General features: G+C 66.7%; 15 protein-coding genes. 9 read left to right on the top strand and 6 right to left on the bottom strand.

The window, feature by feature from the left end; all coding sequences use genetic code 11:
• Positions 1-7 precede the first annotated feature (7 nt).
• Positions 8-505, top strand: coding sequence for a hypothetical protein (locus AC5RVB_RS01860; RefSeq protein WP_494141807.1), 498 nt, complete (start codon positions 8-10; stop codon positions 503-505).
• A gap of 133 nt (positions 506-638) precedes the next feature.
• Here AC5RVB_RS01860 and AC5RVB_RS01855 read toward each other — a convergent pair whose 3' ends face one another.
• Positions 639-1,841: an ROK family protein gene (locus tag AC5RVB_RS01855; RefSeq protein ID WP_494141806.1), complete on the bottom strand. Its 1,203-nt coding sequence runs from the start codon at positions 1,839-1,841 to the stop codon at positions 639-641.
• Between the two features lie 95 nt (positions 1,842-1,936).
• On the opposite strand from AC5RVB_RS01855, the gene gap reads away from it, so the two are divergent.
• The 3 genes from gap to AC5RVB_RS01840 all read left to right on the top strand — a co-directional run bounded on the left by gap (position 1,937) and on the right by AC5RVB_RS01840 (position 4,263).
• Positions 1,937-2,944 (top strand): type I glyceraldehyde-3-phosphate dehydrogenase, encoded by a 1,008-nt coding sequence (gene gap, locus AC5RVB_RS01850; protein WP_494141805.1) that lies wholly within the window; start codon positions 1,937-1,939, stop codon positions 2,942-2,944.
• Between the two features lie 513 nt (positions 2,945-3,457).
• Entirely contained in the window at positions 3,458-3,949 is a 492-nt protein-coding gene (locus tag AC5RVB_RS01845; protein WP_494141804.1) for a DUF2975 domain-containing protein, read from the top strand.
• Positions 3,949-4,263 (top strand): helix-turn-helix domain-containing protein, encoded by a 315-nt coding sequence (locus tag AC5RVB_RS01840; protein WP_227903034.1) that lies wholly within the window; start codon positions 3,949-3,951, stop codon positions 4,261-4,263. The genes AC5RVB_RS01845 and AC5RVB_RS01840 overlap by 1 nt, the downstream gene beginning before the upstream one ends.
• On the opposite strand, the gene AC5RVB_RS01835 is transcribed toward AC5RVB_RS01840, so the two are convergent.
• The 3 genes from AC5RVB_RS01835 to AC5RVB_RS01825 form a co-directional block, all read right to left on the bottom strand.
• A complete protein-coding gene (locus tag AC5RVB_RS01835) occupies positions 4,210-4,608 on the bottom strand; it encodes a hypothetical protein (RefSeq protein ID WP_494141803.1) in 399 nt (132 codons plus the stop codon). The genes AC5RVB_RS01840 and AC5RVB_RS01835 overlap by 54 nt on opposite strands.
• A 99-nt stretch (positions 4,609-4,707) precedes the next feature.
• The gene (locus AC5RVB_RS01830) at positions 4,708-5,352 is read right to left on the bottom strand and encodes a hypothetical protein (RefSeq protein ID WP_227903032.1); all 645 of its coding nucleotides are present in this window, start codon (positions 5,350-5,352) and stop codon (positions 4,708-4,710) included.
• An 85-nt stretch (positions 5,353-5,437) separates the two neighbouring features.
• On the bottom strand, positions 5,438-7,876 hold the full coding sequence (locus AC5RVB_RS01825) for a trypsin-like serine protease (protein ID WP_494141802.1): 2,439 nt from the start codon (positions 7,874-7,876) through the stop codon (positions 5,438-5,440).
• 392 nt (positions 7,877-8,268) lie between these two features.
• Here AC5RVB_RS01825 and AC5RVB_RS01820 point away from each other — a divergent pair, with 392 nt between their 5' ends.
• The gene (locus AC5RVB_RS01820) at positions 8,269-9,249 is read left to right on the top strand and encodes an EamA family transporter (protein WP_494141801.1); all 981 of its coding nucleotides are present in this window, start codon (positions 8,269-8,271) and stop codon (positions 9,247-9,249) included.
• Between the two features lie 24 nt (positions 9,250-9,273).
• Here AC5RVB_RS01820 and AC5RVB_RS01815 read toward each other — a convergent pair whose 3' ends face one another.
• Positions 9,274-10,824 (bottom strand): long-chain-fatty-acid--CoA ligase, encoded by a 1,551-nt coding sequence (locus AC5RVB_RS01815; protein ID WP_494141800.1) that lies wholly within the window; start codon positions 10,822-10,824, stop codon positions 9,274-9,276.
• Positions 10,825-10,947: 123 nt separating this feature from the next.
• On the opposite strand from AC5RVB_RS01815, the gene AC5RVB_RS01810 reads away from it, so the two are divergent.
• Genes AC5RVB_RS01810 through AC5RVB_RS01795 form a run of 4 tightly spaced genes read left to right on the top strand, consistent with a single transcriptional unit; the run spans position 10,948 to position 13,721 of the window.
• Positions 10,948-11,424, top strand: coding sequence for an RNA polymerase sigma factor (locus AC5RVB_RS01810; protein ID WP_494141799.1), 477 nt, complete (start codon positions 10,948-10,950; stop codon positions 11,422-11,424).
• Positions 11,411-12,034, top strand: a complete 624-nt coding sequence (locus tag AC5RVB_RS01805; RefSeq protein WP_227903027.1) for a methylated-DNA--[protein]-cysteine S-methyltransferase — start codon at positions 11,411-11,413, stop codon at positions 12,032-12,034. The genes AC5RVB_RS01810 and AC5RVB_RS01805 overlap by 14 nt, the downstream gene beginning before the upstream one ends.
• A complete protein-coding gene (locus AC5RVB_RS01800) occupies positions 12,031-12,717 on the top strand; it encodes an alpha-ketoglutarate-dependent dioxygenase AlkB family protein (protein WP_494141798.1) in 687 nt (228 codons plus the stop codon). The genes AC5RVB_RS01805 and AC5RVB_RS01800 overlap by 4 nt, the downstream gene beginning before the upstream one ends.
• Entirely contained in the window at positions 12,714-13,721 is a 1,008-nt protein-coding gene (locus tag AC5RVB_RS01795) for a DNA-3-methyladenine glycosylase family protein (protein WP_494141797.1), read from the top strand. The genes AC5RVB_RS01800 and AC5RVB_RS01795 overlap by 4 nt, the downstream gene beginning before the upstream one ends.
• Here AC5RVB_RS01795 and AC5RVB_RS01790 read toward each other — a convergent pair.
• A complete protein-coding gene (locus tag AC5RVB_RS01790; RefSeq protein ID WP_494141796.1) occupies positions 13,718-14,101 on the bottom strand; it encodes a DUF1304 domain-containing protein in 384 nt (127 codons plus the stop codon). The genes AC5RVB_RS01795 and AC5RVB_RS01790 overlap by 4 nt on opposite strands.
• Positions 14,102-14,257 lie beyond the last annotated feature (156 nt).

Raw genomic sequence — 14,257 nt, 5'->3', positions numbered from 1 at the left:
GACACCCATGGCTTTGGGTAGCAAGGCCAAGCGGGTCGTGATCTGGACCGCCGGTGCCCTTGCCGGGGCCGGACTGCTGGTTGGCAGCTTTTTCGCCGGTACCGCCGTTGGCGGGGACGATGCTTTGGAGCAGGCAGGTTCCACGACGCAACAGGAAAACACCCGGGACGCCGAAGACCGGGACGGCAGGGAGCTGCAGGACCAGGATCAGGATCAGGATCAGGATGGCCGGGAGGCCCGGGAGCATAAGGGCCCGGGGCACAAAGGCGAGGGTCCAGGTGATGAGAGCCAGGACGGCCAGAACCAGGACGGCCAGAACCAGGACGACCCGAACCAGGACGGCCCGAACCAAGGCGGCCAGGACCAGGACGGTGACGACCAGGACCGCGACGGACGTGAAGGTCGGCCCGAACGGGAGGACCGCGGACGCGGGGATCATCACGCTGAACGGCACGACGGTCCCCGGGATGGGGACGACGCCGCCGACGGCGAAACCGACGGATAATCCTGCAGGGCCTTAACCGGCCCCGGAGCGGACTCCGCACCGGAACCGGAGGTGAAAGGGCCGGGCGCATACGCGCCCGGCCCTTTCCTGTCAGCAGCCGCCCTTCCGGTTCAACGCCGGCGGTGCAGCCTCGTTAGCGTTTTGGCTCGGGGACCAGGTCCAGCAGGTGGGTCTCCACGTAATCCAGGGCCAGGCGGACCGCGCCCGTGGGGACCAGCATTTTGCCCAGGTCCGAGACAGCCAGCCGCGGCGGCTCCGCCACATAGTGTGCAAGTTCCCGCGTCATGGCCGGCAGCAGGGCCGTGGCCGACGCCGCAACGGCACCGCCGATGACAATCAGCCGCGGATCGAAGAAGGAGGACACCAGCGCCAGCACCCGGGCCATGCGGGCCGCGATGCGGTTCAGGATCTCCACGGCCACCGGATCTCCGGCGGCTGCTGCTTCGAATACCAGGCGTGCCGAGGCCCGGTTGGTATCCGGTCCCACAAGCTCCCGGATTCTGCCGTTGTGCCCGTCCCTGAGGGCGGCGCTGCCCCACAGCCGGGCCAGCTTGGCTATGCCGTCCTCGTTGCCCACGCCCTCCACCAGCTGCAGGGCGCCCATGCCGCCGGTGCCCCCCGAGGCGCCATGCAGCAGCCGGCCGGACTCAATGATGCCGCTGCCGAGGCGCTCGCCGGCCAGGATCACGGCAAGGTTCTCCTCCCCGGCACCCACTCCGCGCCAGCGTTCTGCCAGGGCGGCGAGCTTGGCATCGTTTTCCACCAGCAGGGGCCACCCCCTCGTGTCGCCGAATTCCCGGCTCAGCCCCAGATCGAACATGGGTGCCACTTCCTGCCCCGGGGCGAGGTCGCCGTTTCCCGTAACCTGCGCGGCGATCCCCATTCCGGTGCAGAGGACCGCCGAAGCCTCAATCCCGGCGTCGGCAAGTGCGGCGTCGACGGCGGCCGTAACCACGTCCCGGCGCTCCTCCGGCTGTCCCCCGTGGCGCGGGAACCGTGCCTCGGATCCGCCGACGACGGCGCCGGAGAGATCGGCGGCCAGCACACGGACGGTGGCAATGCCGACGTCGAGACCGAGGACGTACCCGGCACTTTCGTTGAACTCAAACCGCCGGGCGGGCCGCCCCTTTTGCCGGTCAGTGCGCAGGGAGGGGGTTTCGCGGGCCCAGCCGCGGGCAATCAGGTCATCGCAGACCGCAATGACCGTTGCGCGGGTCAGTCCGGTGGCATTAATCAGGTCCGTGCCGGTGACGGACGGGACGGAGCGCAGTACCTCGAGCACGGCGCGCAGATTGGTTCGGCGCAGCAGCTGCGGGGTGTTTGCGGAGGCGTCCATGGAAGTGGCCTTTGACGTGTGGCGGCAATAACAGCATAATTGTAGAAGACATTAAATTTAGTCTCTAAATTTACTCTAGCTTCTAGGAGGCCGCAGTGACGGTACGCGTCGGAATCAATGGTTTTGGTCGGATTGGCCGCAATTACCTGCGGGCGGCCCTGCAGCACGGTGAAGGCTTTGAGGTAGTTGCCATCAACGACCTCGCCGATCCCGCGCAGCTGGCCCACCTGCTCAAATACGACTCCGTTGCCGGACGCCTGGCGGAGAAGGTCACCGTGGAAGACGGCAACCTGGTCATCGGTGAGCACACCGTCAAGGTTTTTGCAGAGCGGGATCCCGCCAACCTGCCGTGGGCTGACCTGAACGTGGACATCGTGATTGAATCCACCGGCTTCTTCACCAACGCCGAGGATGCCCGCAAGCACATCACCGCCGGCGCCAAGAAGGTCCTGGTCTCCGCACCGGCCAAGGGTGACGCATTCACCGTGGTCATGGGCGTGAACGACGGCGACTACGACGCCGAGAAGCACGACATCATCTCCAACGCGTCCTGCACCACCAACTGCCTGGGCCCGCTGGCCAAGGTCCTGAATGACGCCTTCGGCATCGAAAAGGGCCTGATGACCACCGTGCACGCCTACACCGCAGACCAGAACCTGCAGGACGGCCCGCACAAGGACCTGCGCCGCGCCCGCGCCGCAGCCCTGAACATGGTGCCCACCTCCACCGGTGCCGCCAAGGCCATCGGCCTGGTGCTCCCGGAGCTGAAGGGCAAGCTGGACGGCTTCGCCATCCGCGTTCCCGTGCCCACCGGTTCCGTCACCGACCTGACGGTCACGCTGGAAAAGGAAGCCACGGTTGAGGAGATCAACGCCGCCTACGCCAAGGCTGCACAGGATCCCCGCTGGGAAGGCATCCTCACCTACACCGAGGATCCGATTGTTTCCTCCGACATCGTGGGCGATCCGGCCTCGAGCATCTTCGACTCCGGCCTGACCCGCGTGATGGGCAACGAGGTCAAGGTTGTTGCCTGGTACGACAACGAGTGGGGCTACTCCAACCGCCTGGTGGACCTCACCGGCCTGGTTGCCTCCAAGCTCTAGTCTTCGGAAAAACCGCCCGACGGCGCCGCGCCGGACTCCCTGCGAGTCCGGGCGGCGCCGTCGTCGTTTAATGTGCTGGTCGCTGCACACGGTCACCGTGATGGATCGGGAAGCTACCCTGGATGGCCGGACAGGCATCTCCTTGGGGATGGAGACCCCCGGGTACAAGGCCCGGAAGGAGCTGATCAGGGACCCTTCCGCCGGCCAACTGATTGGCGAACGGGAAATCCTGCTCGAGGACCAGGGCAGCATCCCGGCGGGTCAGCCGTCAGCTGGACCGCCGTCACCACCTCGGTGGTGGATTCGGCACCCTAGGGGAACCTGCGGGCGGGAGTTTCCCACGCTTTGATACCTGTGTTGCCAGTGTGGTCCCTTCTGAAACAGCAGTCACAGTGCGTGGGAAGTTCTGCTCCTGGTTTCGGGAACCCCTTGCAAGGCCTCTCGATTGTCGATAAGTATTGACTGTCCGTCGATAGAAGCAGGTGGGGGTCGAGGTCCCTCAGGGAGTGTGCCATGGGAAATGCAGCCGTTCTGGCGTTACGGATAGTGCTGGTCCTGGTGCTCCTGGGCACCCTGTTTGTCCAAGCGGTCCTGGTGCCGTTGTTCGCCATCGACCTGGCCGAGGCTGGTGCGGAAGCCGTCCGGGTGCCGGTGCTTGCCATAGTGGTGCTCGGTATCCTCGCCTTCCAGGTCTGCCTCTTCTGTGTCTGGCGCCTGTTGACCATGGTCCGGCGGGGAACCGTGTTCTCCTCCGGAGCCTTCCGCTACGTGGACATCGTGATCGGAGCACTGTCGGCGGCTGCCCTGCTGCTGTTCGCGCTCGGAGCCGTGCTGGCCCCGGGCGAAAGCGTGGCACCCGGCGTTGTCCTGCTCATCGGCGGCATGGGTATGACGGTCGCCGCCGGCGCGCTGCTGGTCCTGGTGATGCGGGCGCTGTTGGCCTCCGCCGTCGCCACTGCAGCGGAAGCGTACCAGCTGCGCAACGAACTCGGCGGAGTGATCTGATGCCGATCACCGTGGACATCGACGTGATGCTGGCAAAACGGAAAATGCCCGTAGGGATGCTGGCGGAGCGCATCGGCATTACCCCTGCGAACCTGGCAGTGCTCAAAAACGGTCGCGCGAAGGCAGTACGGTTCACCACCTTGGCTGCGCTGTGTGAAGTGCTGGAGTGCCAACCCGGAGACCTGCTGCGCTGGGAGCCGGATCCGAACGGGAGCCATCAGCCGGCAGCCGATGGAGCCCCCGAGGGCGTCGCGCCCGGTTCAGCGGCGCTGGGCCCTGTCCCTGAGGCGGGAGGCGAGGCGAAAAGGCGCTGACGGGGTGTGCTCTCCAGCGGGCAGGACGGCCGCTTGCACTGCGGAGGGGGCGTCCGCTGAATCTGACGGCTCAGCATCCTCGTCAGCCGGGATATCTACAGCCGGCTGGTTTCCGGCCGCAGCCCTCCGGTGCAGCACCAGGACCGCCACCGCTCCGACGGGAACCAGAGTGCTGGCCAGAGCGAGCATCAGGTTGGCGTAGAGCCAGAGGAACGTCATGGTCGGCGGGGTGCCCAGCGGCGCCTCCAAAAGGTCGGCGGCTGAGGCCAGCCAGAAAGCCACGCAGCAGGCAAGGACAATCCAGGCCGTTCGGGGGCTGACGACGGAGAGGATCTTTTGCTCCATGGTGAATGTCCCTGGGCGAAAGGAGGTGGGTGCCGTCTTCTCGACGCACCAACCCTAGGCCATTCACGGGGCCCGCTTGCGGTTCTGAGGAGGTTGTCCCTACTTCGTGGAGTAGGGGGTTGCCATCCCGGGGGATTCCTTCACAATTACCGGAATCTCTCCGGCTGGCGCCTGATCAGCGGCCGCCGACTGGAGGGCAGCGACCTGATCCGCCGGTACTTCGACAATCACCGCACCGTCACGGCCGCTGGCTGCGATGGAATGCACCTCCAAAGCCGGCAGCGGCTGTTGGGCCAGCCAGGTCCGGACCTGTGCCTTGGCTTGCTGCAGCTCGGTGCTGTTGAAGCCCACCAGCACCGGAACGGCACCGGCGTCGCGGACGGTGGCTTCCGCTGCGGAATCCGTGACCGCTACGTGCAGCACACCGCCGTCGACCCAGGCGTCCGAGTATGCAGGCCCCAGCTGGGTTTTGAGCTGCTCATGCAGCAGGAGCAGCTGTGTGGTGTATTCGTCCGTGGCCATGTTTCCTTCCGGTCCGGTGGCAGGGTCTGCCGGCGTTGCCCCGATACCGGGGGACGCCGCAGCGGATGATGAAGCCGCGGACGGATCGGCCGTAGGGGCGTTGTCGGGGCGCGCACCGGAATCCGTTCCGCAGCCGCCAAGTGCGGTGAGGACTGCTGCTACCAGGACGGCCGCGGCCAGTGGCCGTGCTTTCGGGTGGAGCTGACGGGTGTTCGGTTCCATGGTTCCCTCCTCGGCGTGACTGTAGCCTAAACCGGAACGGGCCCCGGCCGCTGGCCGGGACCCGTTCCACTATTCGCTAGTGCACTTACGCGTCAGCAAGTACCCGGCGGCGCTTGGTGTAGAGCACTGCAGCAGCACCGGCGGCGAGCAGGGTAGCTCCGCCTCCGGCCAGCAGTGCGATGTTGGAAGCACCGGTGTCAGGCAGTCCGCCCGTTCCCGGGTTTCCTGCCGGTGCGACCGGTGCGACAGGCGCCGGATCCGCGTTGACAATGAAGGAGACGAAGGCAGCTGCCGAGGGAGCGCCCTGGTACACCTGCGTGACCTCCACACCGTGGCTGCTGACCGCCAGGTCGCCCATGGGAGCGGACCAGTTGCCGTTGTCGTCAGCCTGCAGTTCCACGGCCGGCTGGCCGTCGAAGCTGACCAGCACCAGGGCGCCGGGCTTGGCCGTTCCGGTGATGTTGTCGGGGAGCTCGCTCTGCGTGAACTCCGAGCCGTCGGCCGGGTTGGTGATGACCGGTGCTTCCGGAGCAACCGTCAGGTTCAGCTCGGCGGCAGCGGAATCTTCCTTGCCTTCAATGCCGCCCTGGCGGGCAGTGACTTCGTAGACGCCGTAGCTCAGCGGCTCTTCGAGGGTGTACGCCCAGTTGCCTTCCTCATCAACCTCTACGGTGCGGGTGGCGAAGTTCTCCACCTGGTCATCCGGGATGGACACCGACACCGTGGCCCCGGCTACGCCGGTGCCTTCAATGCTGCTGAGGGAGTTCAGGACCGTGGCGGGAGTGGTGAACACCGGAACGGGAAGCGGCGCTTCCTTGACGGTCAGCTCGAACTCGCTGACGGTCGACTTGTTGAAACCGTTCACGGCCTGAGCCGTGATTTCCAGCTTCGCGCCCTCGGGAACCAGTGTAGGAGCCGTGGTGGACCAGGTCCCGTCGGGACCTGCCAGTACCTCGGACTCTTCGCCGTTGAGCGAGAGCTGTACGGTGCTGCCGGCCGGAGCCGTTCCGGTGATGGGCGCATCGGTTTCCACCGTGCCGCCGTCCGCCGGGCTGGTCAGTGCCGGAGCGGCCAAGTGGATCGCCACGGAGTAGCCGGGAATGGCAGCCATGGAGCGGGCCAGGTCCACGCCGTAGACCTTGCCGGATCCGGGGACGCCGGCGCTGATGAGGCCGACGGCCAGGCTGCCGGAGATCATGCTGCCGCCGGAGTCGCCGGGAGCGGCGTCCAGCTCAGCCTGGAAACCTTCAGTCCAGGTGCCTTCGGCGTTGAAGAGGGCATCGGCGCTGAGGATGGTTCCGCAGGTCCAGAAGGAGGTCCGGCCGGACTTGCAGATCGGCGCACCTGCCACAGGGGTGGTGGAGCCGGTGATCTGGACTGTGGTTGCTTCCAGGTCCTCGGCGTTCGCCCACTGCAGGGTTTCCGGCAGCAGGGTCAGGTCGGGGTTGATGCTGTCGATCACGGAAATGTCCGTGCCCGGGTTAGCTTCGGTGCCGTCGAAGGAGTACGTGCCGAACATGCCCAGCTGCAGTTGAGTGTTGTGTTCAAGGATGGTGAGCGGGCCGGCCGCTCCCTCTGCACAGTGACCGGCGCTGATGACGGCGTCGTCGCCGGCGGCATTAAATCCGTTGAAGCCGATGGAGCAGGCTGACGCCAGGCCGTCGCCGCTTTCGAAGAGGTAGCCGAGACCGTTCGGGATATCGGTCTCCGCGAAGTTCTCCGGCAGACCCTGCGGGTCGGTGACGGTGACGTTTTCGTAGGTCGCGGCGAATTCCTCTGCCGTCATGGGTGCGGCCATGGCACGGGCCTGGGCTCCGCCGAGCTCCGTAGCCGGCTCACCGACGGTCAGCACGAAGCCGCTGCCGGCGTTCCCGGTCACGGACTGCAGCTTGTCAGCGGCACCGGTGGCGTCAGCGTAATCCTGCAGGAGGCTTCGCAGGTCGGAGGCGCGCTTCAGGGGTGAAGCGGCTTCCTCCTCGGGAGCTTCAGTGGTGTTCTCAGCGGGTGCCGGAGCTTCGGTCTGCTCCGGTGCCGGCGCTTCCTCAACCGGTGCTTCCTCGGCCGGCGCTTCTTCAGCCGGTGCTTCGGTTGCCGGGGCGGGATCCACCACGGTGGCATCCAGTTCGGTGGCCAGAGCCTGCAGGTCCTCGCCGCTGCCGGTGATTACCAGGGCGTCGTCGACCAGTTCGATGCTGACAAAGCCATCGGTGGCCTTGAGCCGGTCAAGTGCGTCCGAGGCCTTCTTGCCGCGCTCGCCGGCCGCCAGGAACTCCTCGACCGTCATTCCCAGATCGCGCTGGAGCGCTTCGCTCAGGCCGGGGGCCAGTGTTGCCGCACCGTCCTCGACAGGCGCTTCGGTGCCTTCAACAGCCGGAACGGCCGGTGCCTCCGTGGCGGCCGGCTGCGGGGTTTCCCCCGTGGTTGCCATCGCCGGTCCGGCGATAAAGGCGCCGCTCACCGCCAGAAGGGCGGCGGCGCCAAGGGCACCTGCCCGTGCGTAGAGCGGGCGTGGACTTTCCTGCATGAAATTTTCCCCCATAGACGTTGGCCTCCGGCTTTCCATGCGGGCGCTAATGCGGTGCTGGAAGTGCGGAGGGGACAAGACTGTGAACTGCAAATGTTTACTGCGAGTGATGCGGAAACTGCCCGTAGCCGGGTTTTACTCAGTGAACTGATTAAAAAAACGCCACTGATAGTACCGAATAACTCCTGCCCGCCGCGGTTCCCACGCCCAAAAATGTTAATGACATAGATCACACGGGGAGGCACTCGAGAGAATAGCGGCCCCGGGAGGAGATAGCAAGGGTGGACGGGCAGAGCCGGGGGGCACATATTGATCCCGCCGCACGGCCCGGGTAGCGTCACATTGACAATGCCAGCCACGGCGCGCACGCTGCCCCGGACCCAAGGAGAAACGTGGGACGAGGGCACACAGGGGCCGGTTCCGGCGCGGCACAGGCAGGGGCCGGGGGGATCCTGGTGGCGCTCGCGTCCTCGGCAGTGTTCGGCCTCTCCGGTTCATTTGCCAAGTCGCTGCTGGAGACCGGATGGACCAGCACCGGAGCCGTGGCGGTTCGGATGCTTGGCGCAGCGCTGGTCCTCGCGGTTCCCGCCGCCATCGCGCTTCGGGGCCGCTGGCACCAGGTGCGGGACAACTGGCGCACCATCGCACTCTTCGGGTTTATCGGCGTGGCCGGATGCCAGTTCTTCTACTTCAACGCAGTGGAGCGTCTTTCCGTGGGAGTGGCGCTGTTGCTGGAGTTCCTGGCCCCCGTGCTGATGGTGCTCTGGATCTGGGCAGCCACCCGGCGGCGGCCCGGCCTGCGGACCGTGCTGGGGACTTTGGCGGCAATTGCCGGGCTGGTCCTGGTGCTTGACCTTGGCGGCAGCACCCGGATTGATCCGATCGGCGTGCTGTGGGGCCTGGCGGCAGCCGTGTGCCTGGCCATGTACTTCTTTATTACCGCCAAACAGAATGATTCCCTGCCGCCGCTGGTGCTGGCCACCGGAGGCATGCTGGTTGGCGGAGCAACAATGGCGGTTCTGGGCCTCACCGGCATTCTGCCGCTGGGGTTTAGCGCCGCCGATGTGGATCTTGGCGGCTGGCGGACCCCGTGGTGGGTGCCGGTGGCCGGCCTGGTGCTGTTCTCCACCGTTCTGGCCTACGTCACCGGGATCATCGCTGCCCGCGCCCTGGGCTCACGCGTGGCGTCCTTTGTCTCGCTGACGGAAGTCCTCTTCGCGGTTCTGTGGGCGTGGCTGCTGCTTGCGGAGCTGCCCCGTCCGGTGCAGCTGGCGGGCGGAGCCCTGATTGTGGCAGGGGTGGTGCTGGTCCGCTCCGATGAGCCGGCGGGACTGCCCGGTGAGGCAGCGGCCGACGTCGAACCCTACGCCTGAGCGGGTCCGACGCCGGTGCGCCGCTCAGGCGCCCGGAGCCTCGCCTACCAGCGGCGCTTCCACCGGCTCCACCGTTATTTCCCGCTTCAGGATCTTGCCCGTAGGCCCCTTGGGGAGGGCATCGGTCAGCTGGATCCGGCGGGGATATTTGTAGGCCGCCAGGCGGTCCTTGGCGAACTGGGCGATCTCCGCCACCAGCTTGTCCCGGGCGGTGTCATCAGCCGGCCGGGATTCTTCACGCAGGCCCACCACGGCCACGATTTCCTCGCCGTGCAGGTCATCGGGGACACCAATCACCGCAGCTTCGGCCACTGCCGGATGCCCGTAGAGCACCTCCTCGACCTCGCGGGGGTACACGTTGTACCCGCCGCGCAGGATCATGTCCTTCTTCCGGTCCACAATGTAGATGTTGCCCTCCTCATCGAGGCGGGCAAGGTCCCCGCTGCGGAACCAGCCGTCCGGAATGGCGGCAGCCGTGGCGTCATCGTTGTGCCAGTACCCCTTCATCACGCCTTCGCCGCGGATGGAGAGCTCTCCGATCTCACCGGTTGGCACGTCCCTGCCTTCGGGATCCAGTATCCGCACCTCCATGCCGTCAACCGGCCGGCCGATGGACCCCGCCTTCCGCTCGCCGCCCGGAAGGTTGAAGGAAACAATCGGCGAGGTTTCGGAGAGCCCGTACCCCTCCAGCAGGTAGGTTCCGAAAACGTCCTCGAACTCATGCAGGATTTCCAGCGGCATGGCGGAGCCGCCGGTGATGGCACCGCGAAGCGAGGACAGATCGGTGGTTTTCACGTCCGGGTGGCGCAGCATCGCCACGTACATGGTGGGGACCCCCTCAAAAATGGTCACGCCGTCACGCTCAATAATCTGCAGTGCCTTGCCGGCATCAAACCGGGGCAGCAGGCTGATGGATGCACCGGCAAGGACGGCGGAATTGAGGGCGGCGGTCTGGCCGAACACGTGGAAGAACGGCAGTCCACCGAAGATGACGTCGGTCTCGAGGGTGTCCAGCAGGGAGCGTGAGACCTGGGCATTGCTCAGCAGGTTCCAGTGGGTGAGCGCCGCGCCCTTGGGGCGGCCGGTGGTCCCGGAGGTGTAGAGGATTACCGCGATGTCTTCATCATCTACGTCCGCAACCTCAGGGCGGGAATCCGCGGCAGCCAGCAGCTGGAGAAACTCCACCGAGTCCACGGAGACTACGTCCACATTCCCGGCCTCTTCGGCTCCGGCGGTTACCTCCGCAGCCACCCCTTCCCAGGCGAAAACAATCCGTGCCCCGGAATCCTGCAGGTGATAGGCAATCTCCCGGGCCTTCAGCAGCGGATTCATGGGCACCACAACGGCTCCGTACCGCAGCGCACCGTAATAGATGAACGGCATCTGCGGAATGTTCGGCATCACCAGCCCCACGCGGTCGCCGGGAGCCACGCCCCGTGCAGCCAGGACACCCGCCACTTTTGCGCTCATGGCCTCCAGCGCCGCGTACGTCACTACGGTCTCATCCAGTTTCAGAGCGGTCCGCTCCGGAACACGGGCAGCTGTGTCGGTAAGGACGCGGGCGAGGTTGGCCATGGGGATCTCCTTTGATCGTGCAACGTTGTGGGCAGTCTAGCCACAGCGGACGGGTGCTGCCGAGCTTTTTTTTGCCGGACCGGCTCACGAACGTTTCCCCAAAACCGTCTACCGTATGTGGAAGTGAAACCCTTTGAGCAGATTGTGCAGGAGCACGGCCCGGCTGTGCTGAGGGTCTGCCGTGCCGTGCTCGGTCCGCAGGACGCGGAAGACGCGTGGTCGGAAACATTCCTGGCCGCGCTGCGCGCCTACCCTGCCCTGCCGGAGGGTGCCAACGTCCAGGCCTGGCTGGTCACCATTGCCAAACGGAAAGCGATCGACCAGCACCGGTCAGCAGCCAGGAATCCGCTGCCGGTGGAGCAGCTGCCGGAACCGCCCCCTGCCGGGGGAGCCGCCGAGCTGGACGGACTCTGGCATGCGCTGAAAACCCTGCCCGTCCGTCAGCGTGAGGCCTTGGCCTACCACCACCTGGCAGGGCTGCCGTACGCCGAGGTGGCACTGTTGCTGGGCGGTAGCGAAGCGGCCTGCCGGCGCTCGGCGGCAGATGGCATGAAGAAACTACGGACGCTGTACAGGGAGGACCGCAATGCCATCCTTTGACCTTTCCGAAGCGGGCCTCCTGGCCGGCATGGCGGCCGGAGAGCCGGACGCGGCAGTCCTGGCGCGGCTGCATTCCCGCCTGGCCGCCGACGCCGGGTCCGCCGGAGTCCTGGACCTCGCGTATACGGTGATGGACAGCCCGGTGGGCAGGCTGATCCTGGCCGCAACGGACGCCGGCCTGGTCAGGGTGGCCTTCGAATGTGAGGGAGTCGACGAGGTGCTGCAGGTGCTCAGCGACCGGATCAGCCCGCGGATCCTGGAGGCGCCGGAGCGGCTTGCCGTTCCCGTGGCGCAGCTGCAGGAGTATTTCGACGGCGCCCGGCATAGCTTCGACCTGGACCTGGATCTCCGCCTGACATCCGGTTACCGGCGCACCGTGGTCCAGGCCCTGCAGGGGATCGGCTACGGACACACGGTGACCTATGCAGGCATAGCCGCACTCACCGGCAACCCCGGTGCCGTGCGGGCGGTGGGCACCGCCTGCGGCCGCAATCCGCTGCCGCTGGTGATTCCCTGCCACCGGGTCCTGCGCTCGGACGGAACCACCGGCGGGTACCGCGGAGGACCGGCCGCGAAAAAGATTCTCCTCGATCTGGAAGCAGCAGCATGAGCAACTCCCTCTTTCCCCGCGAACGGACAGAACCGGCCGTGGGGGCCGTGCATGTTCCCGGCTGGCTGCCCGCGCAGCGCCAGCGCGAGATAGTGGATGCCTGCCGGCAGTGGGCCGTTGGGCCGGTTCCCATGCGATCGGCGGTGCTGCCCGGCGGGCACCCGATGTCCGTCCAGACCGTCTGCCTGGGCTGGCACTGGCAGCCGTACAAGTACACGCGAACCGCCGACGACGTCGGTGGTGGCCGCGTCGCGGACGTGCCCGAGTGGCTGGTCGAACTGGGACGCGATGCGCTGCGTGCTGCGTACCGCCGGCCGGACGGCAGCTATGAGCGGGATGACTACCGGCCGGAAAACTACACGCCGGACACTGTACTGATCAACTACTACGCCGAGGGCGCCCATATGGGCATGCACCAGGACAAGGACGAGAAATCCAGCGCCCCAGTGGTATCCATCAGTATTGGTGACACATGCGTGTTCCGTTTCGGCAACCCGGAAACGCGGAACCGGCCGTATACGGATCTTGAACTGGAGGGAGGGGACCTGTTTGTCTTCGGCGGGCCCTCACGCTTTGCCTATCACGGAGTACCCCGTACCCATGCCGGTACCGCGGACCCGGCGGGCGGGCTGGCCACCGGCCGCATCAACATCACCCTCCGGATGACCGGCCTGAGCGGATGAGCCCGGGCCGCCCCGGCGCAGTGCCCGATGTCCAACACGGCGCAGTTGTCCAAAACGGCGCAGTTGTCCAAAACGGCGCGGTGCCCCGAGCCGGCGGCGGTGCCGTGCGGCAGGACTCCCTGGCATACCGGGGCCCGCTGGCGCGGGAGCCGCTGGTCAACGCCCTCGCCGCCCACGCCGTGCCCGGACTGGAAAGGGTCACGCGCGGCAGCGACGGAGCCGCGGTGGAACGGCTTCTGACGTTGCCCTCCGGTCCCGTGGAGATCGCCGTCCGTTTCCGTCCGGACGGCGAGGTGGTGCTGGCCCGTCCGCAGCTGCCGGACACGGAGGACGCCGAACTGACCGCAAGGGTCCGTTCCTGGTTGGACCTGGAGGCGGACCACACGGTGATTGATCCGTTCCTGTCCCGCTTTGACCTCCTGGAACCGCTGGTGCGGTGCCATCCCGGGCTGCGCGTACCGGGTACCACTGACGGTTTCGAAACTGCCGTACTCACCGTCCTGGGACAGCAGGTATCCCTCGCCGCTGCCCGGACCTTCGGGGCGCGCCTGGTTGCCTCCTTCGGCCGCCCCGGGCCGGTCGGACTTTTCACCTTCCCGACACCTGAGTCTCTGGCCGCCGTGCCTGCCGAAGATATCCAGGCTGCCGTCCGGATTCCCCACGCCCGCGCACGCACGGTATCCGCAGTGGCCCGGGCTGCCGCGGAAGGGCTGGCACTGCACCCCGGCGCTGACCGGAATACGGCACGGCGGGAACTGCTGGCGCTCCCGGGGATCGGTCCCTGGACCGCGGACTACCTGGCTGTCCGCGTGCTCGGGGACCGCGACGCCTATCCGGCGGATGACCTGGTGCTCAAGCGTTCGCTGGGCGTTGGTGCCGGACGGGAGGCCGCGCTGCTTTCCCAGCCGTGGCGTCCCTGGCGGTCCTATGCCCTGTTCCACCTCTGGACCGCCGCTGCGTACGCTCCCGTCGGGAAGGCCGCCGTCGGCAAAGCCGCGGGTTAGGCGCCCAGCAGGGAGAACATCAGCGAGACGCCTGCCGGGCCTCCCTGCACCGCGGCCAGCCGGCCGAGCCTGCGGTCGCTAAGCACCAGGACGACGGCGGCCAGCAGCATGCACGCCGTGCTGAAGCTCATAAGCGTCAGGCCTGCCACCGCGTTGCCGGCGATCAGCAGCACCACGCCGAGGCAGGCACCCACGGCGAGGAAGAGGTTGTGGAAACCCAGGTTGTAGGCTAGCTGTGCCGTAGCCGCTGCGGAACTTGAACCCCGAAGCTGAAAGATCGCAACGGTCCCCGGGTCCGTCCATCTCAGGGATTCGAGCATAAAAAGGTAGAAGGCCACAGCAGCGGCGACCACGGCAAGGATGGCTGCGATTATCAGCACGGGGGGCTCCCTTGGCATTGCCCGGGCAGAGCCGTCCGGCACTGCCGCGCCGGGGACGGTAACCTCCGCCGGTGCGGTCAATCCTGACAGCCCACGGTCCCGCCCTCAAGGCCGCGTGTCTGTTTCGGTTGGCGGGCGCGGCCAAAAGCGAGCTAG

Source organism: Arthrobacter sp. Y3225209 (assembly GCF_059090685.1).
The sequence above is the reverse complement of the archived record's forward strand: the minus strand, read 5'-3'. Positions and strand labels throughout refer to the sequence as shown.

Excerpts from the sequence above, each read along its gene's own strand:
- AC5RVB_RS01825 (WP_494141802.1), bottom strand. The coding sequence starts at position 7,876 with ATGCAGGAAAGTCCACGCCCGCTCTACGCACGGGCAGGTGCCCTTGGC.
- AC5RVB_RS01815 (WP_494141800.1), bottom strand. The coding sequence starts at position 10,824 with ATGGCCAACCTCGCCCGCGTCCTTACCGACACAGCTGCCCGTGTTCCG.
- AC5RVB_RS01860 (WP_494141807.1), top strand. The coding sequence starts at position 8 with ATGGCTTTGGGTAGCAAGGCCAAGCGGGTCGTGATCTGGACCGCCGGT.
- AC5RVB_RS01855 (WP_494141806.1), bottom strand. The coding sequence starts at position 1,841 with ATGGACGCCTCCGCAAACACCCCGCAGCTGCTGCGCCGAACCAATCTG.
- AC5RVB_RS01795 (WP_494141797.1), top strand. The coding sequence starts at position 12,714 with ATGAGCCCGGGCCGCCCCGGCGCAGTGCCCGATGTCCAACACGGCGCA.
- AC5RVB_RS01800 (WP_494141798.1), top strand. The coding sequence starts at position 12,031 with ATGAGCAACTCCCTCTTTCCCCGCGAACGGACAGAACCGGCCGTGGGG.
- AC5RVB_RS01835 (WP_494141803.1), bottom strand. The coding sequence starts at position 4,608 with ATGGAGCAAAAGATCCTCTCCGTCGTCAGCCCCCGAACGGCCTGGATT.
- AC5RVB_RS01805 (WP_227903027.1), top strand. The coding sequence starts at position 11,411 with ATGCCATCCTTTGACCTTTCCGAAGCGGGCCTCCTGGCCGGCATGGCG.
- AC5RVB_RS01830 (WP_227903032.1), bottom strand. The coding sequence starts at position 5,352 with ATGGAACCGAACACCCGTCAGCTCCACCCGAAAGCACGGCCACTGGCC.
- AC5RVB_RS01840 (WP_227903034.1), top strand. The coding sequence starts at position 3,949 with ATGCCGATCACCGTGGACATCGACGTGATGCTGGCAAAACGGAAAATG.
- AC5RVB_RS01845 (WP_494141804.1), top strand. The coding sequence starts at position 3,458 with ATGGGAAATGCAGCCGTTCTGGCGTTACGGATAGTGCTGGTCCTGGTG.